Source organism: Ottowia massiliensis, from assembly GCF_900240305.1.
GTDB classification, from domain to species: domain Bacteria; phylum Pseudomonadota; class Gammaproteobacteria; order Burkholderiales; family Burkholderiaceae_C; genus Ottowia; species Ottowia massiliensis.
In genome coordinates, this window is sequence record NZ_LT964854.1 from 1,011,461 (window position 1) to 1,037,304 (window position 25,844).

At 63.0% G+C, this 25,844-nt stretch carries 23 protein-coding genes; 4 read left to right on the forward strand and 19 right to left on the reverse strand.

Features of this window, described 5'->3' with window-relative positions; all coding sequences use genetic code 11:
- Positions 1-199: 199 nt before the first annotated feature.
- The 6 genes from C1720_RS04575 to C1720_RS04605 all read right to left on the reverse strand — a co-directional run bounded on the left by C1720_RS04575 (position 200) and on the right by C1720_RS04605 (position 7,702).
- Entirely contained in the window at positions 200-2,368 is a 2,169-nt protein-coding gene (locus tag C1720_RS04575; protein WP_199170953.1) for a TonB-dependent siderophore receptor, read from the reverse strand.
- A 257-nt stretch (positions 2,369-2,625) separates the two neighbouring features.
- The gene (locus tag C1720_RS04580; RefSeq protein WP_199170954.1) at positions 2,626-3,048 is read right to left on the reverse strand and encodes a DUF2946 family protein; all 423 of its coding nucleotides are present in this window, start codon (positions 3,046-3,048) and stop codon (positions 2,626-2,628) included.
- Positions 3,049-3,346: 298 nt separating this feature from the next.
- Positions 3,347-3,934, reverse strand: coding sequence for an HAD family hydrolase (locus tag C1720_RS04585; RefSeq protein ID WP_102283387.1), 588 nt, complete (start codon positions 3,932-3,934; stop codon positions 3,347-3,349).
- A gap of 343 nt (positions 3,935-4,277) precedes the next feature.
- A complete protein-coding gene (locus tag C1720_RS04595) occupies positions 4,278-5,300 on the reverse strand; it encodes a LysR substrate-binding domain-containing protein (protein WP_102284501.1) in 1,023 nt (340 codons plus the stop codon).
- A gap of 370 nt (positions 5,301-5,670) precedes the next feature.
- Complete coding sequence (locus C1720_RS04600; protein ID WP_199170955.1) at positions 5,671-7,014, reverse strand: FAD-dependent oxidoreductase; 1,344 nt, start codon at positions 7,012-7,014, stop codon at positions 5,671-5,673.
- A 67-nt stretch (positions 7,015-7,081) separates the two neighbouring features.
- Positions 7,082-7,702 carry a cyclic nucleotide-binding domain-containing protein gene (locus C1720_RS04605; RefSeq protein ID WP_158241629.1) on the reverse strand — a complete coding sequence of 207 codons (621 nt, stop codon included), beginning with the start codon at positions 7,700-7,702 and terminating at the stop codon, positions 7,082-7,084.
- A gap of 117 nt (positions 7,703-7,819) precedes the next feature.
- Between C1720_RS04605 and C1720_RS04610 the strand changes: the two genes are divergently transcribed.
- Positions 7,820-8,041: a hypothetical protein gene (locus tag C1720_RS04610; RefSeq protein WP_102283388.1), complete on the forward strand. Its 222-nt coding sequence runs from the start codon at positions 7,820-7,822 to the stop codon at positions 8,039-8,041.
- A 269-nt stretch (positions 8,042-8,310) separates the two neighbouring features.
- Here the strand turns inward: C1720_RS04610 and C1720_RS04615 are convergent, their stop codons facing one another.
- From C1720_RS04615 to C1720_RS04670, 12 genes are all read right to left on the reverse strand, one after another.
- A complete protein-coding gene (locus C1720_RS04615; RefSeq protein WP_050715354.1) occupies positions 8,311-8,727 on the reverse strand; it encodes a F0F1 ATP synthase subunit epsilon in 417 nt (138 codons plus the stop codon).
- A gap of 102 nt (positions 8,728-8,829) precedes the next feature.
- Entirely contained in the window at positions 8,830-10,233 is a 1,404-nt protein-coding gene (gene atpD / locus C1720_RS04620; protein ID WP_050715353.1) for a F0F1 ATP synthase subunit beta, read from the reverse strand.
- A gap of 55 nt (positions 10,234-10,288) precedes the next feature.
- A complete protein-coding gene (atpG, locus tag C1720_RS04625; protein WP_050715352.1) occupies positions 10,289-11,170 on the reverse strand; it encodes a F0F1 ATP synthase subunit gamma in 882 nt (293 codons plus the stop codon).
- 30 nt (positions 11,171-11,200) lie between these two features.
- Complete coding sequence (gene atpA, locus C1720_RS04630) at positions 11,201-12,814, reverse strand: F0F1 ATP synthase subunit alpha (RefSeq protein ID WP_102283389.1); 1,614 nt, start codon at positions 12,812-12,814, stop codon at positions 11,201-11,203.
- A 43-nt stretch (positions 12,815-12,857) separates the two neighbouring features.
- Positions 12,858-13,388 carry a F0F1 ATP synthase subunit delta gene (locus C1720_RS04635; protein ID WP_102283390.1) on the reverse strand — a complete coding sequence of 177 codons (531 nt, stop codon included), beginning with the start codon at positions 13,386-13,388 and terminating at the stop codon, positions 12,858-12,860.
- A gap of 21 nt (positions 13,389-13,409) precedes the next feature.
- Positions 13,410-13,880, reverse strand: coding sequence for a F0F1 ATP synthase subunit B (locus C1720_RS04640; RefSeq protein WP_102283391.1), 471 nt, complete (start codon positions 13,878-13,880; stop codon positions 13,410-13,412).
- 36 nt (positions 13,881-13,916) lie between these two features.
- A complete protein-coding gene (gene atpE / locus C1720_RS04645) occupies positions 13,917-14,168 on the reverse strand; it encodes a F0F1 ATP synthase subunit C (protein WP_050715348.1) in 252 nt (83 codons plus the stop codon).
- A gap of 47 nt (positions 14,169-14,215) precedes the next feature.
- A complete protein-coding gene (atpB, locus tag C1720_RS04650) occupies positions 14,216-15,103 on the reverse strand; it encodes a F0F1 ATP synthase subunit A (protein ID WP_102283392.1) in 888 nt (295 codons plus the stop codon).
- A gap of 35 nt (positions 15,104-15,138) precedes the next feature.
- Positions 15,139-15,654, reverse strand: a complete 516-nt coding sequence (locus tag C1720_RS04655) for an ATP synthase subunit I (protein WP_102283393.1) — start codon at positions 15,652-15,654, stop codon at positions 15,139-15,141.
- Between the two features lie 122 nt (positions 15,655-15,776).
- Complete coding sequence (locus C1720_RS04660; RefSeq protein ID WP_102283394.1) at positions 15,777-16,151, reverse strand: hypothetical protein; 375 nt, start codon at positions 16,149-16,151, stop codon at positions 15,777-15,779.
- A 101-nt stretch (positions 16,152-16,252) separates the two neighbouring features.
- Entirely contained in the window at positions 16,253-17,407 is a 1,155-nt protein-coding gene (mltA, locus tag C1720_RS04665) for a murein transglycosylase A (RefSeq protein ID WP_102283395.1), read from the reverse strand.
- Positions 17,408-17,658: 251 nt separating this feature from the next.
- Complete coding sequence (locus tag C1720_RS04670) at positions 17,659-18,759, reverse strand: aminoglycoside phosphotransferase family protein (protein ID WP_102284503.1); 1,101 nt, start codon at positions 18,757-18,759, stop codon at positions 17,659-17,661.
- Between the two features lie 252 nt (positions 18,760-19,011).
- On the opposite strand from C1720_RS04670, the gene C1720_RS04675 reads away from it, so the two are divergent.
- The 3 genes from C1720_RS04675 to C1720_RS04685 all read left to right on the forward strand — a co-directional run bounded on the left by C1720_RS04675 (position 19,012) and on the right by C1720_RS04685 (position 24,434).
- The gene (locus tag C1720_RS04675) at positions 19,012-21,399 is read left to right on the forward strand and encodes an LPS-assembly protein LptD (protein WP_158241630.1); all 2,388 of its coding nucleotides are present in this window, start codon (positions 19,012-19,014) and stop codon (positions 21,397-21,399) included.
- Entirely contained in the window at positions 21,392-22,969 is a 1,578-nt protein-coding gene (locus tag C1720_RS04680) for a peptidylprolyl isomerase (RefSeq protein WP_102283397.1), read from the forward strand. The genes C1720_RS04675 and C1720_RS04680 overlap by 8 nt, the downstream gene beginning before the upstream one ends.
- A 259-nt stretch (positions 22,970-23,228) precedes the next feature.
- Positions 23,229-24,434: a 5-(carboxyamino)imidazole ribonucleotide synthase gene (locus C1720_RS04685; RefSeq protein WP_102283398.1), complete on the forward strand. Its 1,206-nt coding sequence runs from the start codon at positions 23,229-23,231 to the stop codon at positions 24,432-24,434.
- Positions 24,435-24,708: 274 nt separating this feature from the next.
- Here the strand turns inward: C1720_RS04685 and cgtA are convergent, their stop codons facing one another.
- Positions 24,709-25,779 carry an Obg family GTPase CgtA gene (cgtA, locus tag C1720_RS04690; protein ID WP_102283399.1) on the reverse strand — a complete coding sequence of 357 codons (1,071 nt, stop codon included), beginning with the start codon at positions 25,777-25,779 and terminating at the stop codon, positions 24,709-24,711.
- Between the last annotated feature and the right edge of the window lie 65 nt (positions 25,780-25,844).

The window sequence follows — 25,844 nt, forward strand, 5'->3', positions numbered from 1 at the left end:
ACTAGGACCTCATGCTATTGATAAAGAAGCGAATTCAGAGATGAAAAACGCCCCGCAAGCGGGGCGCGGGCGCTCAGGGCCTGCCCATGATCTGGCCGCGAGGGGCGAAGGCGCGGATCGGAATGGACTGCGAGGCAGCAGACCGCCCGGATCCGCACCCCATCCATGCTTTCCGCCCCCACGGACTGCGAGCGGGTTTTCAGAACTGCGCGCGCAGCGTGAGCTGGAAGTTGCGCGGATCGCCGTAGGTGTTGTAGGTGCCCAAGCCGCCCAGGCGGGTGTAGTAGGTGCGGTCAAACAGGTTGTTGGCGTTGAGCTGCACGTCCCAGTGGCTGTTGATGCGGTAGCGCGCCATCAGGCTGGCGACGGCGTAGCCGCCCTGGCGGCGTTGTGAATTGGCCTCGGAGGCGCTGGCGCTGTAGGCATTGACGCCCAGCCCCACGCTCAGGCCCTGGAGCGGGCCGGATTCAAAGTGCCGCATGCCCCAGAGCTTGAGGATGTGGCGCGGCTCCCAGAAACGGAATTTCAGGCCCTGGTTGCGCGCGTCTTTGGTGTATTTGGAGTTCTGGCGCGTGTAACCGGCCTGCACTTCCCAGCCGGGCGCGGGGCGGCCCACCACTTCCACGTCCCAGCCCCGGCTTTGCACTTCGCCGTCATTGACGTAGTAGTCGGGGTTTTGCAAATCGGTGCGCGCGCGATTGACATCGCGCATGTCGTACACCGAGGCCGTCAGCAGCAAGCGCCCGTCCATGAATCCGGCCTTGGCGCCCAGTTCAAACTGGCGGCCTTCGCGCGGCTTGAGTGTTTCGCCACTGACGGTTTGCTCGTCTTGCGGAGCGAAGATGTCGGAAAAGCTGGCATACGCTGTCCAGACCGGGTTGATGTCATACAGCACGGCGGCATAGGGCGTGAAGTGGCCGCTGACGCGCTCGCCGCCCGCTTCCCAGGGCGTGGGCGTGGCGGGCCAGTTGCTGCGGCTGCGCGTTTTGTACCAACTCCAGCGCCCGCCCAGCACGACGGTCAGCGGCTCGGCCGCGCGCAGGCGAAGCTGGCCATACACGCCGCTTTGGCGCGTGTCGGTATCGCCGCCCTGGGTGTAGGGGCGGCGCGGGTCGGGCACGAGGTCGTGGCGGCCAAAGGGCACGTTGTCCGTGACGATGCGCTGACGCCCCAGGCCAAAGCCCTGGTAAGACTGATCCCACTTCTCGCTCTGGTAGCCAAACAGGGCGCGGTGCTCGCGGCCCCACAGGGTGAAGGGGCCGCTGGCATACACATCCACGGAATGGCGGGTGTTTTCGTAGTCGCCATAGCGGCTGCGGTAGCTGAGGGTATGGGTGGCGGGATTCACGCCCGACCAGGTGAAGGCGTCATGAAAGAACTGGTCTTGCTCCAGCCGCATCAGGCGCGCCGTGGCTTGCCAGCCGCTGGCAAAGCGGTGCTGCGCGTCGGCCACGAACATGCGGTGCGTCCAGCCGCTGCGGTTCCAGTCCGGCGAGGTGTTGGTGCTGCGCGGCACGTTCAGCAGGCCGCCCGAAGTCCATGCGGGCAGGCCCGACATGCCCGCCCGCAGGCGGTCGCGCTGGTAAGCGGCGGAGAGCGACAGGGTGGTTTGCGGCGTGGCGTCCCAATCCAGCGTGGCGTAGCCCACTTGCTTGCTGGTATGCGCGCGCTCGATGGACCAGCCCTTGTCGGTGAGCGCCAGCACGGCGCGGCCGCGCAGCGTGCCGGCGGCGTTCAACGGCCCCGTCACGTCCACGCTGGCCTGGTGGTTGCGCCAGGTGCCCGTGCCCACGCTGCCTTCCAAGGCAAATGCGTTTTTGGCGCGCTTGCGCACCAGATTCACCGTGCCGCCCATATCGCCGCCCGAGTTGCCCGCGAACACGCCCGCCGGGCCGCGCAGCACTTCGGCGCGCTCGTAAATGGTCATGTCCAGCTGCTGCACGCCGGAAAACGAGTTGTAGGAAGGCACGCCGTCGTAGCTGACGTTCATGTGATAGCCGCGCGAGAGGAACTGGCTCTGGTGCATGTCGTTGCTGATCACCGTCACGCCGGTGACCATGTTCAGCGCCTCCGTCACCGTGGCGGCGTTCTGGTCGCGCACGCGCTCGCTGGTGATGACGGAAACCGACTGCGGCACTTCGCGCGCGCTCAGCCGCTCTTTGCCGCCCACGGTGGTTTTGCTGATGTAGCCGGACGATTCGGCGCTGTCGGTCACGCGCACTTCTTCCAGCGTCTGAATCTTCTTGGGGTCTTGCGCCTGCTCGTCGGCCACGGATGCCTGCGCCGCCGCCAGCGCGGGAAGGGCCAGCGCCAACGCCAGCGTCAGGGGCCTGAGAGCCAGGCGCGAGGGGGTTTGATGGAAATTCATGATGGGTATCCGGAGGCGCGCGCGGCGCCCCTCTTGTGAAATGGAATGGAAAAGGAATGGAAAAGCGGATCGCCGCGCGCCTGGGCGCATCAGCCCATGCCGCGCAGGCGCGTGATGCCTTGCAGGCCCGCGCGGCCGCCGCAAGGGCGCGCTGGCAGTCAGCAAGCGTCAGGGGAAAGTCAGCGGAAAAGAGGGTTTGAGAGGAGGCGCAGACTGGCGCACAGCGGCCAGCGGCCCCGCTTCGCCCAAAAAGGCCGTCAAAGGGGCGGCCCGCGCCCTGGCAAGGCGCGCAGGTGGCGCGCTGCCTCCACGGGCGGCCGCCATGCGGGCGCGGTCAGCACGCGAACCAGGCGCGCCGCGCTGGCTCGCGCCAGCGCCCCCGCAGGCGCGGGCGGCGCAGGCAGCAGCAGCTGCATGAAGACGCACCACGGGCAGCCCGCAAGCGCAGACTGGGCCAGCGGCTGGAAAGGAGCGCCGTCCTGGGCTTCGCCTGCCACGGCCACCCACTCCATGCCTTGCGCCGTGCACAGCAGCACCCGCTCGCCCGCCGCTGCGTTCAGCAGGGCCGGATGCGCCGCCGCCCAGAGTACGAGCAGCGCCGCCGCCAGCGCCCAGAAGCGCCGGGCGGAGACAGGCAGGCGGCACAGCACGCCAGGCCGGGAAAATGCACGAACAGTCAAGAAAAGCCCCGAAAACTGCAACAAGACTTGGAAAAAGGTGGCGCAGTGTAGGGGCATGCGCGCCAAAAATCCAGCGTCCGCAAGCTGCCTGCAAGCCGCCCGAGTGCGGCGTTTGGAACCTGTTCAGCGTCTGGCCGTGAGGGGGATGCACGAACCTCGCGCTCCGGCAGGGCGTTCGCAAGGCTCCAGAGCGCCCAAGCCCGTGCTTTTCGTGCTTTTCACGCCTGCGGCGCAGCTTGCACGCAGGCATCTGAAAACGCCGCCGCGCGCCGCTGGCGCTGCTTGCAGTTTTCTTGATTCAAGATAAGAAGAAAGGCGGCGCGCGGTGTGCCTGCAACAGCACGGCCAGCTCGCCCATGTGGGCGAGCACACGCGACGCGCCTGCGGCCCGCAGCGGGTGCGGGCTGGCGTGCGGATCGTCTGGCGGGCAGTAGGCCCAGACGGTGCAGCCAGCGGCCACGCCGGCGGTGATGCCGGGCACGGTGTCTTCCACGACCAGGCAGCGCCCGGGGCTGACGCGCAAGTGGCGGGCGGCGGCCAGATAGACGTCAGGCGCGGGCTTGCTGGCGGGCATTTCGTGGCCGCTGAAAACGGCGGAGCCAAACAAAGGCGCAAGGCCGGTTTGGACCAGCTGCATTTGCACTTTCTGCCGGTCAGCGCCGGAGGCGCAGGCGATGCGGCCGCCAGTGCGGGCGTGGGCGGCGTGCACGGCTTCGCGCGCGCCGGGCACGGCTTGCAGGCGCGCGGCCAGCTCGGCATTGCGGCGGGCGTAGAAAGCCTGCATCCACGCCTCCGTCAGGGGCTGGCCGGTGTGCCGCTCGATGACGGTGCGCTGGCTGCGCACGGTGACGCCCAGAAAGCGCGCGCGGCATTCGGCTTCGCTCATGGCCCCCCCCCCCCCCGCCAAAAATACACCCACCCACCCCCCGGCGCCCGCCCTCTTTCCCCTTTCCCCCCCCCCCCACCCGACTCCCCTCCCCCAACCCTGCCTCTTGCTGTCATACAACAAAAAAAAATAGACAATCTCACACAACATATTCTCTACCTTTCTTTTATACACATGTCCTATCCTCATGCAACGNGGGCGGGCGAGGGGCGGGCGGGGCGGAAGACATGAAAAAGAGGAGCGAATTCAAGGCCATCAAAAACGGCTTTTGCGCACGTTCGGCTAGGAGGTCATGCTACGAAGTAAGGAGCAAAATAAGGCCGCGAAATGAGGCCGCAGCCGCTCACGCCGTCAGCCGTTTGACGCCGGGCAGCTCGCAGGCGTAGATGGCGTTGCGCAGGGCGGCAATGGCTTCGTAACGGGTGAAGCTGCGCCGCCAGGCAAGGACGATGCGGCGGGTGGGCGCTTGCTGGCCTTCGCCGCGGGCGACAACGGGCAGGTAGCGCACATGGGGGTGCATGAAGCTGGTGCGCACGGCGTGGGCCTTCGCGCGCCGGCCTCGCGCGGGCGCGTCCGGCGCGTTGGATGCGTTTGGCGGCTGCCAGTCTTTGGGCGCGGCCATGCGGGGCACGAGGGTGATGCCCATGCCGGCGGCCACCATGTGCTGAATGGTTTCGAGCGAGGAGCCTTCAAAGCTCTTGCTGATGCCCTCGGCGTTGCTGGAAAAAAGGGCGTGCTCGGGGCAGACCTGGAGCACGTGGTCGCGAAAGCAGTGGCCTGCGCCCAGCAAAAGCATGGTTTCGTTCTTGAGCTGGCGGGTGGTCACGCTGGGCAGCGCGGCCAGCGGATGCGATTCGGGCACGGCGGCCAGGAAAGGCTCGTCGTACAGGGGCGCGATGGCCAGGCCCGCGTCAGGGAAAGGCTCGGCCAGGATGGCGCAGTCGATATCGCCCGTGCGCAGCATCTCCAGCAGGCGCACGGTGAAGGTTTCCTGCAACAGCAGGGGCATTTGCGGCGAGAGGCGAATGTTTTGCTGCACCAGATCGGGCAGCAGGTAGGGGCCGATGGTGGGAATGACGCCGAGCTTGAGCGGGCCGCTCAGGGGGTTTTTGCCGCGCTTGGCAATTTCGCGCACCCCGTTAGCCTGCTCCAGCACGCTTTGGGCCTGGCGCACGATTTCTTCGCCCAGCGGGGTGACGGTGACTTCTCCCGCGCCGCGCTCGAAAATTTTGACGTCCAGCTCTTCTTCCAGCTTTCTGACGGAAACCGATAGCGTGGGCTGCGAGACGTGGCAGGCCTCGGCGGCCTTGCCAAAGTGCTTGTGACGGGCCAGTGCGACGATGTATTTGAGTTCAATCAGGGTCATGGAGGGGCTGTTTTTCTGCGCTTGCCGCCATTTTCGGCGGTGCGCAGGGCGGCGAGCGCCAGAAAGCGTCTGCAAGAAAGGCAGCCGCCGTGGCTTCAGCGCCCTGGCCCTGGCTGCCGCAGCTCTCCGGAAGCTGCCCCGGGCTGTCCGGAATACGCGCGGCGGCGGCGTGCCCTCCGCGCCCTGTGCAAGAGGAGCAGGAAAAGCGCCGGGCGCGCAGCCCACAGGTTCGGCCCACTAAAAAAAAGGAGCAAATTCAAGGGGCCAAAACAGTGCCTTGCGCAATCTCCACCAGGACCTCATGCTCCAAATAGAGGAGCAAATGTTTTGCTCCTCTTGCCCCGCCTGGGGCCAGCCCTTGCGCCGTCTCTCAAAGGCTGGCAAACAAGTCGTTGAGCGCCTCGCTCATGGTGGGGTGGGTGAAGATCTGGCTTTTGACGTAGCTGGCGGGCACGCGGTGGTCGATGGCCATCTTGAAGAGGTTGATGATTTCGTGCGATTCGGCGCACAGCAGGGTGACGCCCAGAATTTCACCCGTGCCGGCATCGGTCACGGCCTTGAGCAGGCCGTCGGTCTGGCCCAGGATTTTGGCTTTCGGAATGGCCTCGGCCTTGAGCGTGGCGACTTTGATGTTGCGGCCCGCCTGGCGCGCGGCGGTTTCTGTCATGCCGATGTGCGCCAGCGGCGGCTGGGTGAAGACGGCCGTGGGAAACGGCGCGCGGTCTGCCGTGCTGCGCTGGCCCTGGCCAAAGAGCTGATCGCGCACGATGCGCCAGTCATCCAGCGAGATGTAGGTGAACTGCGGGCTGCCCGCCACGTCGCCCATGGCCCAGATATGCGGGGCGGCGCGCAGGTGTTCATCCACCTGGATGAAGCCGCGCTCGGTCACGGCCACGCCTGCTTTCTCAAGCGCCAGGCCGTCGGTATTGGGGCGGCGGCCCGTGGCCAGCAAGATGGCGTCGGCGTCAAAACGGCCTTTGGAGGTGACGGCGGTGGTGTGCTGCGCGCCCTCTTCAAAGCGCTGCGTGGCCGCGCCCAGCACCAGGCGCACGCCTTTGGCCTCCAGAATGCGCTGCATTTCGGCGGCGATGTCGCGGTCTTCGCGCGGCAGGAAGGTTTCGCCTGCATCCAGCACGGTGACTTCGCTGCCGAAGGCGCGGTACATGAAAGCAAATTCCAGCCCGATATAGCCGCCGCCGACGATGAGCAGGCGCTGCGGGCGCTCGGCCAGGGAGAGCGCGCCGGTGCTGTCGTAAATGCGCTTGCCGTCCACGCCTTCGATGCGGGGCACAACGGGCAGGCTGCCGGTGTTGATGAAGATGCGATCAGCCGTCACGCGCAGCTCGCCTTCGGGGCCGCTCAACATGACGGTGTGCGCGTCTTCAAAGCGGGCGCGGGCATTGATGACGCGGGCGCGTTCCAGGCCATCGAGCTTGGCGAAGTTGGCGGCGCGCAGTTTGGGAATGAGGCCGTTTTTGGCCTGCATGGCGGCGCCGAACACGGCGGCCTTGTCGGCTTCCAGCGCGCGGCGTTCGCCCTCGGCGATGAGTTTTTTGGAAGGGATGCAGCCCACATTGATGCAGGTGCCGCCGTACATCTGGGCAGATGCCTCGGCCAGGAGAACGTTCTGCCCGTGCTGGGCCAAATCAGCGGCCAGCGTTTTGCCAGCCTTGCCAAAGCCGATAACGAGATTGGGTGTGTGCAGGGTTTGCATGAAGCGCCTTTTTGAGAAAAGCTTTCGCCAAATAAAAGAAGAAATGAAGGAGAAAACGCTGCTTTTTCTAGCTGCCGCCATGCAGCCCGGCCCGTGCAGGAGCTGAAACAGGCGCGGCGGCAGAAGCCGGGGCAGGCTTTTTGGCGGCCAGCTGGTCAAGAAGCCGCTTATTGACGCTGTGCACGGCTTCGAGTTCCTGCTTCATGGCCTTGGTCACCTGCATGAGCGCGGACAGCTTGCGGTTGGATTCGCGCAAATGCTCCGCCATGCGCTGCGAGAGCGTCATCAGCAAATGCACAGCCACCTTGGGCTGCTCTTGCGTGAGCTGCAAAAGCGTGTCGCGCGTGAGCACGGCCAGCGCCAGGTCTGTGGCGGCTATGCAGGTGGCCGAGCGGGGCACATCGGCAATGAAGCCCATCTCGCCAATCAGGCTGCCAGGGCCAAGAATGGTGACGACCACGCTTTCGTCAGAGGCGGAGGCGCTTTCCACGGTAACTTCGCCATCAACCACCAGGGCCATGAAGCCGCTGCCCGCAGCTTCGCCCTCGCGAATCAGCACTTCGCCCGCATTGACCAGCTGCGGGTGCATGTAGCCCACGATCAGGCGCGCCTCAGCCAGGCTCAATCCCAGCCGCGCGCCGCCCGATACCAGCAGCTGCGCGGCTCTTTCCTGCGCGGAATCACTCATCATCCCAGCCTCCAAAACCTGAAAACCTGTTCACAACCCATCCTGATCCGCCCCTGGGCCACGCACGGACAGACGGTGAACAGGTTCTAGCACAGGCCATATCCGCCAACGCGGCGCATGCCAGACGAAATCAGAAACGCCGCCAGCGGCCAAGGCGCAAGGGTTTTTCCCATTCCCATGATACATGGCAAGTTTTCTTTAACCAACGGGCATGTATTTTCCGATAAATCGAATTATTTTCCCAAAGCGTTCTTCGTGAATCATGAGCGGCAAGACATGCTTGCCGCATTCTCCCGCAAAACATCTGCCCCGGTCATTTTACGCCTGCGCGAAAAATAGCTTGCAGATCCCAAAGCGGTGCCTCATGGCGTTCGTATTAAACAAAATTCTTGCGCCAATCTCACCTGCTGGACAAGCATATTTCGTTTACAAATAAAAAGCCCCGCATAAAATGCGGGGCCTTATCGTTTATATAAGCCATTTGGCATCGAATCTCGATCTGTTCACATTAACGCAAGGATTGAGTCGCACGCACCGAATGAAAAGACTCCATCGAACAGCGCGCATTATTTGATTGATATCGACGCCTGGCTTATTTTCAAACAGAATCAACGTTTTTGACGGTACTTGCGCAGGGCCGCAATTTCAGCGGCCAATACCGCCAACTCGGATGTGGCGCGGGCCATATCGATTTCACTCTTGGCATTGCGCAGGTTTTCTTCCGCTTCTTTTTTGGCGGCCTGGACTTTTTTGTCGTCCAGGTCTTTTCCGCGAATGGCCGTGTCGGACAGCACCGTCACGCGATCGGGTTGCACTTCCAGAATGCCGCCTGCCACGAAAATGAATTCTTCCCCTTTGCTGGTGTGAATGCGCACCGACCCCGGCCGGATGCGGCTGATCAACGGCGTATGACGGGGATAGATGCCCAGCTCTCCCAATTCGCCCGGTAGCGCCACGAAAGTAGCCGTGCCGGAAAAGATGGACTCTTCCGCGCTGACCACATCGACATGAAAGGTTTCAGCCATGCTTGCTCCTGTGCTGGGGCGCGGGCTATCTGGCCGCAAGCCAGGGCTTTGCCCTTTCTTGCGCCACGCACCCGCGCCAGTCGCTGGATTTCCGGCAGGAAATCAGATCTTCTGGGCCTTTTCCATCGCCTCGTCAATCGTGCCAACCATGTAGAACGCCTGCTCAGGCAAATGGTCGCACTCGCCATTGACGATCATTTTGAAGCCGCGAATGGTTTCTTTCAGTGGCACATATTTGCCGGGCGATCCCGTGAACACTTCCGCCACGTGGAATGGCTGGGACAAAAAGCGCTGAATCTTGCGGGCGCGGGCCACGGCCAGCTTGTCTTCAGGGCTGAGTTCGTCCATACCCAAAATGGCAATGATGTCGCGCAGCTCCTTGTAGCGTTGCAGCGTGCCCTGCACCTGGCGCGCCACGTTGTAATGCTCTTCGCCCACAACAAGCGGATCCAGCTGGCGGCTGGTGGAATCCAGCGGATCAACTGCGGGGTAAATACCCAGCGCGGCAATGTCGCGCGACAGCACCACCGTGGAATCCAGGTGGGCAAACGTGGTGGCGGGCGACGGGTCGGTCAAGTCATCCGCTGGCACATACACCGCCTGGATGGACGTGATGGACCCCACTTTGGTGGAGGTGATGCGCTCTTGCAGGCGCCCCATTTCTTCGGCCAGTGTTGGCTGATAGCCCACGGCGGAAGGCATGCGGCCCAGCAGGGCGGACACTTCCGTTCCCGCCAGGGTGTAGCGGTAGATGTTGTCCACGAAAAACAGCACGTCACGCCCTTCGTCGCGGAAGGATTCGGCAATGGTCAGCCCTGTCAGCGCCACGCGCAGGCGGTTGCCGGGCGGTTCGTTCATCTGGCCGTACACCATCGAAACCTTGGACTCGCCCAGGTTCTGCTGATTGACCACGCCCGCGTCGGACATTTCGTGATAGAAGTCATTGCCTTCGCGGGTGCGTTCGCCCACGCCAGCAAACACCGACAAGCCGGAGTGCGCCTTGGCAATGTTGTTGATGAGCTCCATCATGTTCACGGTTTTGCCCACGCCCGCACCGCCGAACAAACCCACCTTGCCACCCTTGGCAAAGGGGCAAACCAAGTCAATCACCTTGATGCCCGTTTCCAGCACTTCCTGTGAAGGCGAAAGCTCGTCATAGGCAGGCGCCTTGCGGTGAATGGAGGCCGTCATCGTCTGTTCGATGGGGCCTCGCTCGTCGATGGGATTGCCCAGCACATCCATGATGCGGCCCAGCGTGGCTTTGCCTACAGGCACCGTAATGGGGTGGCTGGTATTGCTAACCACCATGCCACGGCGCAGGCCGTCAGACGATCCCAGCGCGATGGTGCGGACGATGCCGTCACCCAGCTGCTGCTGAACTTCAAGCGTCAGCGCAGAACCCTCCATCTTGAGGGCGTCATACACCTTGGGCATGTGCGTGCGCGGAAACTCGACGTCCACGACAGCACCGATGCACTGAACAATTTTTCCTTGAACTTGGGCCATATTTGCTCCAATACTGAATTTCTTTATATAGATGCGGTACGGGGCTTTCCCGAAATCAAACGGCTGCTGCGCCTGCCACGATTTCAGTCAGCTCGGTCGTAATGGCCGCCTGGCGCGTCTTGTTGTAGACCAGCTTCAATTCATTGATGACATTGCCCGCGTTGTCTGTTGCCGCTTTCATGGCGACCATGCGGGCGGACTGCTCGGACGCCATGTTTTCAGCGACGGATTGATAAACCAGCGCCTCAACGTAGCGAACGAGCAGATCGTCAATCACGGACTGGGCATCAGGCTCGTAGATGTAATCCCAATTGATATTGCGCACATTGCTGTCGCGCGCCTGCTGCTGCATTCGTTCGGCTGACAGGGGCAGCAATTGCTCAACCACCGCTTCCTGCTTCATGGTATTAATGAAGCGCGTATAGGCAATATGGACCGCCTGCAATTCACCCGCTGCGTACTGATCCAACAGCACTTTTACTGGGCCAATAAGCTTCTCGAGATGAGGCGTATCGCCCAGTTGAGTAACCTGCGCCACCACAGGCGCCCCAATGCGATTTAGAAAGCCCAGGCCTTTATTGCCAATAGCCACGGCTTGCGCAGCAACGCCCTCACTTTGAAGCTCGCGCAGCTTGCCCGTGATCAGACGCATGACATTGGTATTCAGACCGCCGCACAACCCTTTGTCAGTCGTGACAACGATCAGCCCCACAGCGGAAGCCTTATTGATTTGCATAAAAGGGTGCACATAATCTGGATGCGCCTGCCCCAGATTAATGGCTATATTGCGCACCTTCTCCGCGTAAGGGCGCGCCGCACGCATGCGGTCCTGCGCTTTGCGCATCTTGCTGGCGGCCACCATTTCCATGGCCTTAGTGATCTTTTTGGTGTTTTCCACCGATTTGATCTTGCCGCGTATTTCCTTGCCAACTGCCATTGCTGCTTCCTTGTATCAGGCCCAGCCTGGTCAGGCAAAGGTTTTCTTGAACGCCTGAATGGCCGCACTCAATTCGGCTTCTGCATCAATGCACAGCTTCTTGAACGCCTTTTTCTCGTCGCTATCAGAGTCTTTGGCAGGCTTGGCATCCCATTTGGCGCCGTTCTTTTCAATGGTTTCAAGCAATGCAGCATGCTTATCTTTCAGATAAGCGTGCAAGCCGCTTTCAAACGCCAATACTTTTTTGACGTCCACATCGTCCATGAAATTATTGTTCACGGCGAAAAGCGAAGCTCCCATCAGACTGATAGGCAGAGGGCTATATTGGGGCTGCTTGAGCAATTCAGTCACCCGTGCACCACGATCCAACTGCTTGCGAGTCGCCTCGTCCAGGTCAGAGGCAAACTGGGCAAACGCCGCCAATTCGCGATATTGCGCCAGATTGGTGCGGATACCGCCCGACAAACCTTTAATCCAGTTGGTTTGCGCCGCGCCGCCCACACGAGAAACGGAGATACCCGCATTGATGGCAGGACGGATGCCAGCGTTGAACAAATTAGTTTCAAGGAAAATTTGCCCATCCGTGATCGAAATCACATTTGTCGGAACAAAGGCAGACACGTCACCCGCCTGCGTTTCAATAATGGGCAAAGCAGTCAGAGACCCCGTTTTGCCTTTCACTTCCCCTTTGGTGAAAGCCTCAACATAGTCCGCATTCACACGGGCTGCGCGCTCGAGCAAACGGCTATGCAGATAAAACACATCGCCCGGGAAGGCCTCGCGCCCAGGCGGGCGGCGCAACAAGAGGGAAACCTGACGATAAGCCACGGCCTGCTTGGACAAATCGTCATAAACAATCAGCGCATCCTGTCCGCGATCACGGAAATATTCGCCCATGGTGCAGCCAGAATACGCGGCCACATACTGCATGGCGGCAGATTCAGAAGCTGACGCTGCCACCACGATGGTGTATTCCATGGCTCCGGCCTGTTCAAGCGCGCGCACCACATTCTTGATGCTGGACGCCTTTTGCCCAATCGCCACATACACGCAGGTCATATTCTGACCTTTCTGATTGATGATGGCATCAATGGCTACGGCCGTTTTACCAGTCTGGCGGTCGCCAATAATCAGTTCGCGCTGACCGCGTCCCACAGGCACCATGGAATCAATCGCTTTCAAGCCAGATTGAACAGGCTGACTGACGCTCTGACGCGCAATCACGCCAGGAGCCACTTTTTCAATAACGTCCGTCAATTTGGCGTCGATTGGACCTTTACCGTCAATTGGCTGCCCCAGCGCATTGACCACGCGTCCAATCAATTCAGGTCCCACGGGCACTTCCAGAATGCGTCCCGTGCATTTGACGGTATCACCCTCCGAAATATGTTCATAGCCCCCCAAGATCACGGCGCCAACGGAATCGCGTTCCAGATTCAGCGCCAAACCAAAAGTGGCTTGGCCATCAGGCGCCACGGGAAACTCCAGCATCTCGCCCTGCATGGCATCGGAGAGGCCATGAATGCGAACAATGCCATCAGTGACAGAGACTACTGTGCCTTGGTTGCGAATTTCGGAGCCAACGCCCAGCCCTTCAATACGGCTTTTGATAAGTTCAGAAATTTCGGCTGGATTGAGCTGCATGACTCTTTCCTTTGTTCATTGGGTTATCGGTCCGCTTGCGCCGTCAGGCGGAAAGGGCCATCTTCATTTGCTGCAAGCGTGCGCGCACTGAGGTGTCAAGCACTTCGTCGCCCACCTTGACTCGGATGCCGCCAATCAAATCCGGCATTTGCTCTACTCGTAGCCGCAATTGGCAGCCAAAGCGTTTTTCGAGTGTTAATTTGAGCGCCTTCAGATCCGGCTCGGCAATAGGAAATGCGCTGTAAACAACTGCATCGACCTCTCCCGTCACACTGCTGGTCAGCGCACGGAACTGTCGCGCCACTTCCGGCAGCGCTGCCAAACGTTCGTTGTTAATGACTACGCGCAGAAAATTTGCTCCGCGCTCAGGCAAGGCTTTGGGAAGCAACCCCAACACAAGCTGAAAAACCTGCTGCGCATCGACACGCGGATCAGCTGCGAACTCAAGCAGCTGACCATCAGCTGCAACGGCAGCCAATGCATCAAGCCACTCCTGAGCCGCAGATAAATCTGACCGCTCCGCCTGAAACAACGCTTCCGCATACGGACGCGCAATAGTGGCTAGTTCAGCCATGAGCACTCCTCGCTTTTCAGATCACAGCTCAGCCTTCAGGCGATTCAACAAATCCGCATGAACGCTGGCATTCACCTCTTTGCGCAGGATTTGCTCCGCCCCCTTGACTGCCAATGCGGCCACATCTTCCCGCAAAGCCTCGCGCACACGGACGGCCTGTTGCTCGGCTTCAGCTTTGGCGGCAGCCAGGATTTTGTTGCTTTCTTCTGCCGCCCTGGCTTTGGCCTCTTCTATGATGGCTTGCGCCCGGCGATCGGCATCTGCCAAGCGTTGCGTCGTTTCATTGCGCGAAGCAGCCAGCTCTTTCTCGACACGTTGATTGGCGGCAGCCAACTCGGTTTTTGCCTTATCGGCGGCGGCCAGTCCGTCGGCAATTTTCTGGGCACGTTCGTCCAGCGCTTTTGTGATCGGCGGCCACACGAACTTCATCGTGAACCAAACCAGGATCGCAAAAACAACGGCCTGCAGAAACAGGGTCGCGTTGATATTCACGGTTCAACTCCTTTCATCCCGGAAAGGGAGAACCGGTCAAGCGGCGATCTGGAAAGGATTGGCAAATGCGAACAACAGAGCAACAGCGACGCCAATCAGAAAAGCGGCGTCAATCAGCCCTGCCAAAATGAACATTTTGGTTTGCAGCTCATTCATCAGTTCGGGCTGACGGGCAGAGGATTCAAGAAACTTGCCGCCCATGAGCGCAATGCCAATAGAGGCGCCAATGGCGCCCAGGCCCACAATAAATCCACAAGCCAAAGCGACGAGGCCGAGAATGTTTTCCATGATTGCTCCTGATAAGAAAAGGAAAAGAAAAAGGAAATCGTTGAGACTCAGTGCGAGTCGTGCGCCTGCCCCACATAAATTAACGTCAGCATCATGAAGATGAACGCCTGCAGGGTAATCACCAAAATATGAAAGATAGCCCAAGCGGAACCCGCAATCACGTGTCCTACCGCCAGCCAGAAACCACCGGAAACGGGATTGAACTGCCACGCCCACGCACCGCCCATCAAAGCCACCAGCATGAACACCAGTTCGCCCGCGAACATATTGCCAAACAGCCGCATGCCATGCGAAACCGTCTTGGCGATGAATTCGATAATCTGCATCACGAAGTTGATTGGATACAAAAATACCTTGTCGCCAAACGGCGCTGCTACCAGCTCATGCGCCCAGCCGCCCACGCCCTTGATTTTTACGTTATAGAACAGGCAAACAAGAAGAACGCTGACTGACAGACCCAGCGTGGTAGAAAGATCGGCTGTTGGAACGACGCGCATGTAATCCTTGTAACCCATCGCCGGGCCTGCCGAATGCCACATGGCGGGTATCCAGTCAACTGGCAGCATATCCATGGCATTCATCATGAAAATCCAGACAAACACGGTAAGCGCCAGGGGAGAAACCAGTTTACGGCTCTTGGCATTATGAATCACGCCTTTCGCCTGATTCTCAACCATTTCAGCCAGTATTTCGACAGCCGCCTGAAAGCGGCCCGGAACACCAGAAGTAGCCTTTCGCGCCCCCAGCCACAACAGCCAGCAACCGAGTGCGCCACAAACAATAGACCAAATCAACGAATCGACATTGAAGAGACTGAAATCGACAATGCTCTTTTGCGAGGCGGCCTCAAAAGAGAAATTGCTTTGCAGATGATGCAAGTGATGCTGGATGTATTGCCCAGCTGATGGCGCGTGCCCAACAGTTTCAGAAGCCATGTTGATCCGTCACAAACCTTGTTTTCTCATGCCCTTTAAGACATCGCTTTCCGGCGCGCCGACTGCCACCAAAGAGATAACCAGTACGACTTGATCACCAGCACGAAACCAGCCAGCAGCGCCAGCCAGTCAAGTTGCGATCCCAGCAGCCGGGGCGCCATGCACAACATGGCTACCGTTAGCGCAATCTTGGCACCTTCCCAGACAAAAAGACGAAGAAGCGACACGCCCGCCAGCGGGGCCTGCGACCGCCACAGGCCCGTTGTGCCAAAGGCAAACAGCGCTGCCGGCAACACTACCGCCGCGCTGCCATATGCGACTGATCCAGCCGCACTGCGCGATTGCGTCAGCGCCCAGACCAACAAGCTCACAAACGCGCCGGCAGTCATCTGCATCAGCAGCGTGCCTGTCAGCGACAGAGACCGGTGGTTCTTGCGCCATTGCTGCGCCTGCTGGGCAGTCAATGGGGGCGGTGTTGTCTCGACTCCATCCTCATCAGGAAAACTTGCGAATTCCACTTCAGACGACGCCTGCGCGGCACATTCAGCCATCTCAACGTCTCCTTCAAGGTTTTCGCAAACTTTTGCAATTATATGGACAATCTTTTGCCCTTCCGCCTCCTTTTGAACCCTTATTCAAAGCAGCAGATGGGGCGCGCTTCCGCTTCTTTCTTTTAGTTAGGCCAAGGACCGTCACCCAGGCGCAGATTGGTTTGCACGGGCGCATCGGGATCAATCAGCGGCTGCGGACGCGGGCCGGGGCGGGCCATCGCAGCGACCGGGCTGTTTTGGGTTTCGTCGCGTTCGCAGAAAACGGGAGCGGGAATGCCTGTGTAATGCAGCGCCACCAAGCGTTTGTGCAACCCCAGGCCGAATTCGGCCCGTAGCGTTTCATCGGCATACTGCAGCGCGCCAGCATCCGCACCGGCCTGGCGCTCCAGCACGACAAAGCCGCGCAGCCCCTCCACAATGGCCATGTCCTGATACAGGCGGGCCTCAAATTGCAGCTCGTACGGACAGTGGTAGCGCAAACGCGGTGCATCGAGCATGGCGGCACATCCTGGCAGCGCAGCAGCTATCAGAACCATAGCTGCACGGGCTGTATTGACGGGGACTTGCGGCATTTTTTAATCTGATCCGCAACCCCGCTTCACCGGGGCCAAAGCGCCCACATGCGCAGCGGCTGCTTCAGCCGTCCGGCCAATGCGCCCGCTTCCTCGCCCCAGCCTGCAAAGTAGTCGGCCCGAACTGCGCCCGTAATGGCGCTGCCCGTGTCTTGCGCCAGTACCAGCCGGTTGAGCTGCGCTTGCGGCCCCGAACTGGAAATCCACACGGGCGTGCCATAAGGAATGCTTTGCGGATCCACGGCGATGGAGCGCCCGGGTGTCAGCGGCACGCCTTGCGCGCCGCGCGGACCAAAGTTCGCATCCAGCTCGCTCATGGCTTCCTCGCGAAAAAAAGTCACGCGCGGATTGCTCCACAGCATCTCCTGCTGGCGATGCGGGTTCTGCGCCGCCCATGCCTTGATGCCCGGCCAGGTCGCGTCTGACACTGCTCCTTGGTCCAGCAACCAGCGGCCCACGCTCTTGTAAGGATGACCGTTCGTGGCAGCGTAGGCCAGCCGCACCAGCCGCTGGCTGCCATCTGGCTCGCTCACCACAGCCCGGCCCGATCCTTGTATTTGCAGCATCAGCGCATCCACCGGATCGGCCAGCCACATCAGCTCCTGCCCGGCCAGCGCCGCGCGCGCCTGCGGCAGCTGCTCCATCTGCTGGCGCGAATACCACGGCCCGCGCGCGCTCACGCCTGGCGGCGGGCGATGCAGCGGCACGGCAAAACCCGGGCGCTGCACGCGCGAAGCTCGCACCACCGGCTCAAAGTAGCTCGTCAGCAGACCCTCGCTGCTCGCACTGGCAAGCGCCTCCACGCGATAGGGCCGCAGCCGCGCGCGCATCCATTGCTGCTGCTCCTGCGGCGTCGCCAGTGTCAGGCGGCGCACTTCATCGCACAGCGGCGCAAAAACTGGGCCAGGGCGCTCGCAGCTTTGCAGCCATGCATACCAGGCTTGATTGGTATCGTCTTGCTCAAAGCCGGGCAGCTCGGCCCAGCGCACCGGCGTCCAGCGGCTGCGCGCGCGAATCATGGGCGGCGGCAGCGGGGCTAAATCCGCAGGGTCATACGCCATAGGCGGCAACGGAGGCGCCAGCTCGCTTTCATCAGGATGAGGGACGCTGGCACAGCCAGCCAGCCACGCGGCCAGCGCCAGCATCATCAGCCAGGCGCTGAAATGGGTTGTTTGAGGCATGGGGCGCGATTGTGCGCAAAGGCATGCAAGGCGGCGTTTCTTGCTGCAACGCGCTCAGAACTCGCCCTCAAACACAAAGCCCCGCCAGCAAAGTTGGCTCATCCATTCAATCAAGCGGTCTGGCATGGCAGGCCATGCGCGCCAATGTGGCGCAGCTGCTAGATGTGCGAGTGTGTTATCCGTCAGCCGCGCTTGCGCCTTGTCGCCCACGTCCGCTTTTCCGCGCTTACTGGCGCGCCGTGGACAGGTTTTCACATGCGGCCAAAGGCCCAGCCGATGGCGGCGGGCGCGCCTTCCACCTGATCAAGCAGGCGCAGCAGCGGAGTCAGTTCAGCGTAGCGGCCAGCGGTGTGGCGGATGTAGGCCAGAAAGCGCGGGGCGTCGGCCAAATATTGGGGCTTGCCGTCGCGCAAGGTGAGGCGCGCGAAGATGCCAGCCACTTTCAGATGGCGCTGCAAACCCATCCACTCCACGGCGCGCCAGAAGCTGGCGAAGTCGGCATGCCAGTCTTCAAAGTCCATCAGGCCGGCCTTGCGCGCCTGCTCCCAGTAGCGGATGGTGATATCGAGCACGAATTCCTCGTCCCAGCTCATGAAAGCATCGCGCATGAGGCTGGCGATGTCATAGGTGACCGGGCCGCAGACGGCATCCTGAAAGTCCAGCACGCCCAGCGGGCCGCCGGCCTGCGCGGGGAGCATGAGGTTGCGGGGCATGTAGTCACGGTGCACAAAGACTTGCGGTGCTGCAAGGTTGCGGGCGGTGATGAGGCTGAAAACGCCATCCAGCGTCTGGCGCATGGCGCCGTCCACGGCCACGCCCTTGTGCCGGGCCAGATACCACTCGGGAAAGAGTTCCAGCTCGCGCCGCAGCAAAGCCGCGTCATACGGCGGCAGCGCGCCGGGGCGGCTGGCGGCCTGCCAGCGGATGAGGCTTTCAACGGCGGCCATGAACAGCGGGCGGGCGGCGTCCGCGCGGGTTTCGGGCGGGGTGGCCTCCAGCGCCTGAAGCATGGTTTGCGCGCCCAGGTCAGTCAGCAGCATGAAGCCGTCTTCCTGCGCCCAGTCCAGCACGCGGGGCACGTGCAGGCCCGCCGCCTGCGTGAGCGCGGCCACGTGTACGAAGGGAGCGCAGTTTTCGTGCGCGGGCGGCGCGTCCATCACGATGAAAGAGCCGCCGTCTGCCGCATCCACGCGCAGATAGCGGCGAAAACTGGCATCCGTTGAAGCCAGACGCGCGGAAGCGGGCAGCAGGCCGTGGGCCGGGGCCACGCGGGCCAGCCAGGCGTCAAAAGCGGCATGGCGGGCGGCGTCAGGCCACGCAACGGCGGGCAGAGAAGCGGAATCGGCAGTCATGGAGCGGACGGTGCAAGAAAAGAAAGAAAAAAGGAGAAAGCGGGGCGGCCACGTGACAGCGTTGAAAGCGTTGAAAAGGTGCGAAACGGAGAAAAACGCCGTGAAAGGCAAGCCGGGAAACCGGCAGGCGGCCGGAAAGGGGGACGGGCAAAAGCAGGCCAAAGAGGAGCCCAAAGGGTGCTCATGGATAATTCAAATTCATTCTACGAACGCTGCGCTGCCCGCCCCGGGCGGCTTTTTCCTGCCCCCGCCGTGCCGAAAGCGCCCCTTCCTTCTTTTCTTCATGCCGCTTCACGCCTTGCGCCGCTGGCTTGCGCCGCTTTTTTCTGTGCGGCGGCGGCTGCGCAAGGCTCTAAAAGCAGCGCGCTGCTGGCCTTGCGCGCCACGCCGCAATTGCGCGAAGCCCTGCCGCCCAGCGGCGCGGCGCTGCCCGTGGCGGTGCGCGCTGACGCGTTCACAGGGCAAAGCCGCCAGCGTGTGACTTTGCAAGGCAACGCCGAACTGCGCCGACCGGGCCTGACGATCAAGGCCGACTGGCTGGAATACGACCAGGTGAGCGACACCGCCCGCGCCCGGGGCCATTTGCGCATCAACCGCGCGGGCGACCGCTACACAGGCAGCGAAGGGCAGATGCAAGTGGAGGCTTTTGAGGGCCATGTTCTGGAGCCAGGCTACGAGCTGCTGGCCACGGGCGCGCACGGGCAGGCGGCGCGGCTGGACTTTCTGGATCAGGACCGCTTCACCGTGCAGCAGGGCGACTACACCACCTGCCAGCGCGGCGGCCCCGATTGGGCGCCCGACTGGCTGCTGCGCGCTGACGTGCTGGAGATCGACCAGGAAGAAGAGATGGGCCACGCAAAAGGCGCGGTGCTGCGCTTCAAGGGCGTGCCGCTGCTGCCGCTGCCTTCCATGAGCTTCGCGCTGGGCAGCCAGCGCAAATCAGGCTGGCTGCCGCCCACCGTGGGGCTGGACAGCACGTCGGGCCTGAACCTGATGGTTCCCTACTACTGGAACATCGCCCCCAACCGTGACGCCACCGTCACCCCCGCGCTGATGAGCAAGCGCGGGCTGGATTTGGCCGGGCAGTTCCGCTACCTGGAAAGCGACTACGCGGGCGAAATCAATGCCAATGTGCTGCCCAATGACCGCCTGCGCGGCCGCACGCGCTGGGGCCTGTTCACGCGCCACAGCGGCACGCTGCGCGCGCCATTGGCCGCAGGCGGGCCTATCGGGCTGTACATGAACATCAACCGCGTGAGCGACAACGATTTCTGGCGCGACTTCACGCACCGTGGCGTGTCGCTTTCCACGCGCCTGCTGGCCACCGACGGGGGGCTGAGCTGGTCGCGCGGCCATTTTTCACTCACCGCCCGCGCCCTGAAGTGGCAGACGCTGCAAGACGCCGACTCGCCCATCGTCCCCCCTTACGACCGCCTGCCGCAGCTGGCCGCCCGCTGGGCGCGCACCAGCGACGCCGGGGCGCTGGACTACTCCGTGGAAGCCGACTTCACCCGCTTTCGCGCGCTGGCCCATCTCACCGGCCAGCCCAATGCCAGCCGCGCCTACATTCACGCGCAGGCGGCCCGGCCCTGGACGGCGGCCTGGGGCTTTTTCACCCCCCGGCTGCAAGTGCACGCCACCAGCTACCAGTTTGACGGCGAGCTGGGCAATGGCCGCCGCAGCGCCAGCCGGGCGCTGCCCACCGCCAGCCTGGACGGCGGCCTCATCTTCGAGCGCCGCGCCAGCTACTTTGGCCGCGCCTTCCGCCAGACGCTGGAGCCGAGGCTGATGTACGTCTACACCCCGTTTCGCGACCAGAGCCATCTGCCCAATTACGACTCGGGTCTGTACGACTTCAACTTCGCCACCATCTGGGCCGCCAACGCCTTTGCGGGCCATGACCGCGTGGTGGACAACAACCTCGTCACCTTTGGCCTCACCAGCCGCCTGCTGGCCGCTGACAGCGGCGCCGAAACCGTGCGCCTGGCCGTGGCGCAGCGCTACCGCTTCGCGCCCCAGCGCGTTACCCTGCCCCACGGCACGGGCACCAACAAGGGCCTGTCTGACGTGATGCTGGGCGCCAGCACCCGCTGGCAGACCGATGGCGGCGCGCGCTGGATTTTTGACGCCGTGGCGCAATACAACCTCGACAAGCACGAATCCACCCGCACCACCGTCTCGGCCCGCTACACGCCTGGCGAATACCGCACCGTCAACGTGGCCTGGCGGCGCGAGCGCGATCTCGGCTCCCAGCAAATCGACCTGGGCTGGCAATGGCCGCTGGACCGCATCTGGCAGCACGAAAGCTGGCGCGGCCAGGCCAGCGCCGCCAGCGGCTGCAACACGGGCCGCTGGTACGGCGTGGGCCGCATGAACTACAGCGTGCCCGACCGCAAGCTGGTCGATGCCGTGCTCGGCGTGGAGTACGCCGCCGGCTGCTGGATAGGCCGCGTGGTCATGAGCCGCCTGCAAACCAACACCACATCGGCCACCAAGAGCCTGATGTTCCAGCTCGAATTCACCGGGCTGGCGCGCATCGGCAACAACAACCCGCTGCAAACCCTGCGCAACAACATACCTGGCTACCAGACCTTGCGCGACGAAACCGTGGCTCCCAGCCGCTTTACACGCTATGACTAACTCCTTCCTGCGCCGCCGCCCCCAGCGGGCGGCCCTCGCTGCCGCCTTGCTGGCCCTGCCCCTGCTGGCCCTGCCCGCCCGCGCCACTGACGCCGCCGCCGATACACAGCCCGGCAAGGCGCAGACAAACAAGCCCGCCCAAAAAGCGGCCTCAAAGCCCGCCCGGCGCGCTCCCAAGCCTGCCAAGGCCGCTGCCCCAAAACCTGCGGCCAAACCTGCCGCAAAACCGGCGACAAAACCGGCAACGAAGCCCGCCGCCAAACCGGCTGCGGCAAAGCCCGCCGCGCCCGCCGCTTCCGCAGCGCCCGAACCCGCCAGGCCTGCCGCCGCGCAACAGGCCGATTTCATCGTGGCCGTGGTCAATGACGAACCAGTCACCAACAACGAGCTGCGCGGCCGCATGGCCCGCGCCGAGCGCCAGCTCCGGTCTCGCGGCGGCGATGCGCCAGGCGAAGCCGAACTGCGCCGCGAAATGCTGGAGCGCCTCATCGCCGAACGCGCCCAGCTTCAGTACGCCAAGGAAACCGGGCTGGAAGTGGACGAAGGCGCGCTCAAGCAGGCCGAGCTGTCCATCGCCCGCCAGAACCAGCTGCCCGACGTGGCCGCCCTGCACCGCCAGCTCGCGCAGGAAGGCATCGCCGTCAAGGACTTTCAAAACAGCGTGCGCGAGCAGGTGCTGCTGGCACGCCTGCGCGAGCGCGAAATCGAGCCGCGCGTGCGTGTGACCGACAAGGAAGTCGATGCCTACATTCAGGAACAAACCGGCCAGAAAGCCACGCCGCAGCAGGCCCTGAACCTGGCCATGATCCTCGTGGCCGTGCCCGAAAACGCCAGCGCCGAAGAAACGGCCCGCCTGCAAAAGCGCGCCGAAGAAGTGGCCCGCCGCGCCCGCTCGGGCGAAGACTTCGCGGCCCTGGCGCGCGAGTTTTCCGACGCCAACAACCGGGGCAGCGACGGCGGCGTGCTCGGCCTGCGCGATGAAGACCGCTACCCCGCCTTGTTCGTGGACAGCGTGCGCCGCGCCCGCGTAGGCGACATCGTTGGCCCCGTGCGCTCCGGCGCGGGCTTTCACATCCTCAAGCTGCTGGAGCGCAAGCGCAGCGAAACCCTGCCGGAAGTGACCATTCCCCAGACCCGTGCGCGCCACATCCTGCTGCAAACCGGCCCCACGCAAAGCGAGCAGGTTGCCAAATCGCGCCTGGCCGACTTCAGGCGCCGCATCCTCTCCGGCCAGGCCAGCTTCGAGCAGCTCGCGCGCGAAAACTCGCAAGACGGCAGCGCCGCCGAAGGCGGCGACCTCGGCTGGGCCACGCCCGGCCAGTACGTGCCCGAATTCGAGCAGGCCATGAACAACCTTGACGTGGGCGGCATCAGCGAGCCTGTCGTCAGCCGCTTTGGCGTGCACCTGATCAAAGTGGAAGACCGCCGCCAGGCATCGCTGTCTGCCGCCGAGCAGCGCCAGCTGGCCCGCAACGTGCTGCGCGAGCGCAAGGCCGAAGAAGCCTTCGACACCTGGGCGCGCGAAGTGCGCGGCCGCGCCTACGTGGAATACCGCGAGGCCCCGCGCTGAAAGCCGCTTCCAGGGGCTGTATTTCGCTCCTCTATCAATAGCATGATGTCCTACTGGAATGGGTGCAGAAGCTGTTTCTGGCACCTCTGAATTTGCTCCTCTTTCTGAATCCATTCGCCCGGGCGCCAGACTGGCGCTTTCCCTGAACAGCTTCTCGGCGGGCCGCCCCGGCGCGGCCCGCGCTTTTGGCGCAGGCCCGAAGCCGCCCGCCCCATGACCCGCGTCCCATCGCCCACGTCCAATCACTGAAATACCCCAAATGCCCGCGACTGCCTTCCTGCCCCTTCTGCCCGGCCAGATCATTGAAGGCCGCCCCGCCACGCTCGGCGTGCTCGGCGGCGGCCAGCTGGGCCGCATGTTCGTGCGCGCCGCGCAGGCGCTCGGCTTTGAAACCGTGGTGCTCGACCCTGACCCCGCCAGCCCCGCCGGACGCTCCTGCCACCACTTCATCCAGGCGGCTTACGAAGACGCCGAGGCCCTGCGCGAAATGGCGCGCCTGGCCCACGCCATCACCACCGAATTTGAAAACGTGCCTGCCGCCTCCTTGCGCGAACTGGCCCGCCTGCGCCCCGTCACCCCGTCGGCGGACACCGTTGCCATCGCGCAAGACCGCATCCGTGAAAAAGCCTGCTTCGCCCAATGCGCCGCGCAAAGCGGCGTGCCCCCTGCGCCCCACGCCGTGATCGAAACAGAGGCTGACCTGGCTGCCGCTGCTGAAAACCTGCTGCCCGGCGTGCTCAAAACCGCCCGCCTGGGATACGACGGCAAAGGCCAGGCGCGCGTGGGCACGCGCCAGGAGCTGGCCGACGCCTGGCACGGCATGGGCCGCCGCGCCTGCGTGCTTGAAAAACGCCTGCCGCTGGCTGCCGAATGCTCCGTTATCGTCGCGCGCGGGCGCGACGGCCAGACGGTCTCCCTGCCCGTGCAGCGCAACCTGCACCGCAACGGCATCCTCGCCGTCTCCGAAATCCACGAAGGCAACATCCCCTCTCCGCTGGCCGCCCAGGCGCAGGCCGCCACCTGCCACCTGGCCCACGAGCTGGGCTACGTGGGCGTGCTCTGCGTCGAATACTTCGTGCTGGAGGACGGCTCGCTCATCGTCAATGAAATGGCGCCGCGCCCGCACAACAGCGGCCACTACAGCATCGACGCCTGCGACCTCTCCCAGTTCGAGCTGCAAGCGCGCGCCCTGGCCGGCCTGCCCCTGCCCGCACCGCGCCAGCACAGCCCCGCCATCATGCTCAACCTGCTGGGCGATCTCTGGCTCGACGCCGCCGGCCAGCCGCGCCAGCCCCCCTGGCGCCAAATCCTGGCCCTGCCCGGCGCCCACCTGCACCTCTACGGCAAAACCGAAGCGCGCCCCGGCCGCAAGATGGGCCACCTCACCTTCACCGGCCCCACCCCCCAGGCCGCCCGCGCCAACGCCCAGACCGCCGCCGCCCTGCTGGGCATCGAGGCTTTCTGAAAGCCTGCTTGCAGTCTGCCCATGAGGGGCCAAGGCAGGATGCGCCGCAAGGTGCAAGCCATTCGGGGCTGCGCCGTTCGCACGCAAGACGGGGAGCTGAAACGCCGGGCTGAATGCTGAATGTGCGGCGTTATTCAGCTCCTTTATCAATAGCAATATGTCCTAGTAGATATTGCGCGAAACGGCATTTTCACCCTATCGAATCCGCTCCTGTTTTTAATGTTTCCTGGCGAGCGAGGCTGGTGCCGCCTTCGTTTTGCGAGCAGTCCGCTTTTTATTCTTGCGCTTCAGGCGCAAAGCGCGGGTCGGCGGAAGCGCCGCCGCATTCGGCCTGCTGCGCGCCGCGAATGTGTTCGTAGATGGCGTGAATCAGAGGCTGGCAGCCTTCGCGCGTGAGGGCGGAAATTTCGTAAACCGGGCCTTTCCAGCGCAGGCGGCGCACAAAGTCCTGCACGCGGGCCGCGCGCTCTTGTGGCGGCACCATGTCCAGCTTGTTGAGCACCAGCCAGCGCGGTTTTTCGTACAGCGCCTGGTCGTACTTTTTCAGCTCCTGCACGATGGCGCGGGCCTGCTCCACGGGGTCGGTCTCCTCATCAAACGGGGCCAGATCGACGATGTGCAGCAAAAGCCGCGTGCGCTGCAAGTGGCGCAGAAACTGGTGGCCCAGGCCCGCGCCTTCGCTGGCGCCTTCGATGAGGCCGGGAATGTCAGCTACCACGAAACTTTGCTGCGGCCCCACGCGCACCACGCCCAGGTTGGGGTAGAGGGTGGTGAAGGGGTAGTCGGCGATCTTGGGGCGCGCGTTGCTGACGGCGGCGATGAAGGTGGATTTGCCCGCGTTGGGCATGCCCAGCAGGCCCACGTCGGCCAGCACTTTCAGCTCCAGCTTCAGGCTTTTTTGCTCGCCGGGCTTGCCGGGCGTTTTCTGGCGCGGGGCGCGGTTGATGGCGCTTTTGAAGCGCAGGTTGCCGTGGCCGCCTTCGCCGCCTTTGGCGATCATGATTTTTTCGCCGGGCCGCAAAAGCTCGTGCAGCACTTCGCCCGTCTGCGCGTCGCAGATGAGGGTGCCGACGGGCATTTTCAGCGTCACGTCTTCGCCTGCCGCGCCAAAGCGGTCAGACCCCATGCCGTGCTGGCCGCGTTTGGCTTCGTGGCGGCGGGCATAGCGGTAGTCCACCAGCGTGTTCAGGTTGGCATCGGCCACGGCGTAAACGTGGCCGCCGCGCCCGCCGTCGCCGCCATCGGGGCCGCCGAATTCCTTGTATTTCTCGTGGCGGAATGACACGCAGCCATTGCCGCCATCGCCTGCCGCCACATCGATCAGGGCTTCATCAACGAATTTCATGGAAATTGCTCCGGCTGCGAAAACAAAAAAGCCCCGCAGGCAGCGCTGCGGGGCCGGGCATTGTG

Excerpts from the sequence above, each read along its gene's own strand:
- C1720_RS04595 (WP_102284501.1), bottom strand. The coding sequence starts at position 5,300 with ATGACCCTGATTGAACTCAAATACATCGTCGCACTGGCCCGTCACAAG.
- C1720_RS04600 (WP_199170955.1), bottom strand. The coding sequence starts at position 7,014 with ATGCAAACCCTGCACACACCCAATCTCGTTATCGGCTTTGGCAAGGCT.
- C1720_RS04575 (WP_199170953.1), bottom strand. The coding sequence starts at position 2,368 with ATGAATTTCCATCAAACCCCCTCGCGCCTGGCTCTCAGGCCCCTGACG.
- C1720_RS04685 (WP_102283398.1), top strand. The coding sequence starts at position 23,229 with ATGCCCGCGACTGCCTTCCTGCCCCTTCTGCCCGGCCAGATCATTGAA.
- C1720_RS04610 (WP_102283388.1), top strand. The coding sequence starts at position 7,820 with ATGCCAGACGAAATCAGAAACGCCGCCAGCGGCCAAGGCGCAAGGGTT.
- C1720_RS04605 (WP_158241629.1), bottom strand. The coding sequence starts at position 7,702 with ATGAGTGATTCCGCGCAGGAAAGAGCCGCGCAGCTGCTGGTATCGGGC.
- atpB (WP_102283392.1), bottom strand. The coding sequence starts at position 15,103 with ATGGCTTCTGAAACTGTTGGGCACGCGCCATCAGCTGGGCAATACATC.
- cgtA (WP_102283399.1), bottom strand. The coding sequence starts at position 25,779 with ATGAAATTCGTTGATGAAGCCCTGATCGATGTGGCGGCAGGCGATGGC.
- atpE (WP_050715348.1), bottom strand. The coding sequence starts at position 14,168 with ATGGAAAACATTCTCGGCCTCGTCGCTTTGGCTTGTGGATTTATTGTG.
- C1720_RS04585 (WP_102283387.1), bottom strand. The coding sequence starts at position 3,934 with ATGAGCGAAGCCGAATGCCGCGCGCGCTTTCTGGGCGTCACCGTGCGC.
- atpA (WP_102283389.1), bottom strand. The coding sequence starts at position 12,814 with ATGCAGCTCAATCCAGCCGAAATTTCTGAACTTATCAAAAGCCGTATT.
- C1720_RS04635 (WP_102283390.1), bottom strand. The coding sequence starts at position 13,388 with ATGGCTGAACTAGCCACTATTGCGCGTCCGTATGCGGAAGCGTTGTTT.
- C1720_RS04655 (WP_102283393.1), bottom strand. The coding sequence starts at position 15,654 with ATGGCTGAATGTGCCGCGCAGGCGTCGTCTGAAGTGGAATTCGCAAGT.
- C1720_RS04660 (WP_102283394.1), bottom strand. The coding sequence starts at position 16,151 with ATGCTCGATGCACCGCGTTTGCGCTACCACTGTCCGTACGAGCTGCAA.
- C1720_RS04670 (WP_102284503.1), bottom strand. The coding sequence starts at position 18,759 with ATGACTGCCGATTCCGCTTCTCTGCCCGCCGTTGCGTGGCCTGACGCC.
- atpG (WP_050715352.1), bottom strand. The coding sequence starts at position 11,170 with ATGGCAGTTGGCAAGGAAATACGCGGCAAGATCAAATCGGTGGAAAAC.
- C1720_RS04615 (WP_050715354.1), bottom strand. The coding sequence starts at position 8,727 with ATGGCTGAAACCTTTCATGTCGATGTGGTCAGCGCGGAAGAGTCCATC.
- atpD (WP_050715353.1), bottom strand. The coding sequence starts at position 10,233 with ATGGCCCAAGTTCAAGGAAAAATTGTTCAGTGCATCGGTGCTGTCGTG.
- mltA (WP_102283395.1), bottom strand. The coding sequence starts at position 17,407 with ATGCCTCAAACAACCCATTTCAGCGCCTGGCTGATGATGCTGGCGCTG.
- C1720_RS04680 (WP_102283397.1), top strand. The coding sequence starts at position 21,392 with ATGACTAACTCCTTCCTGCGCCGCCGCCCCCAGCGGGCGGCCCTCGCT.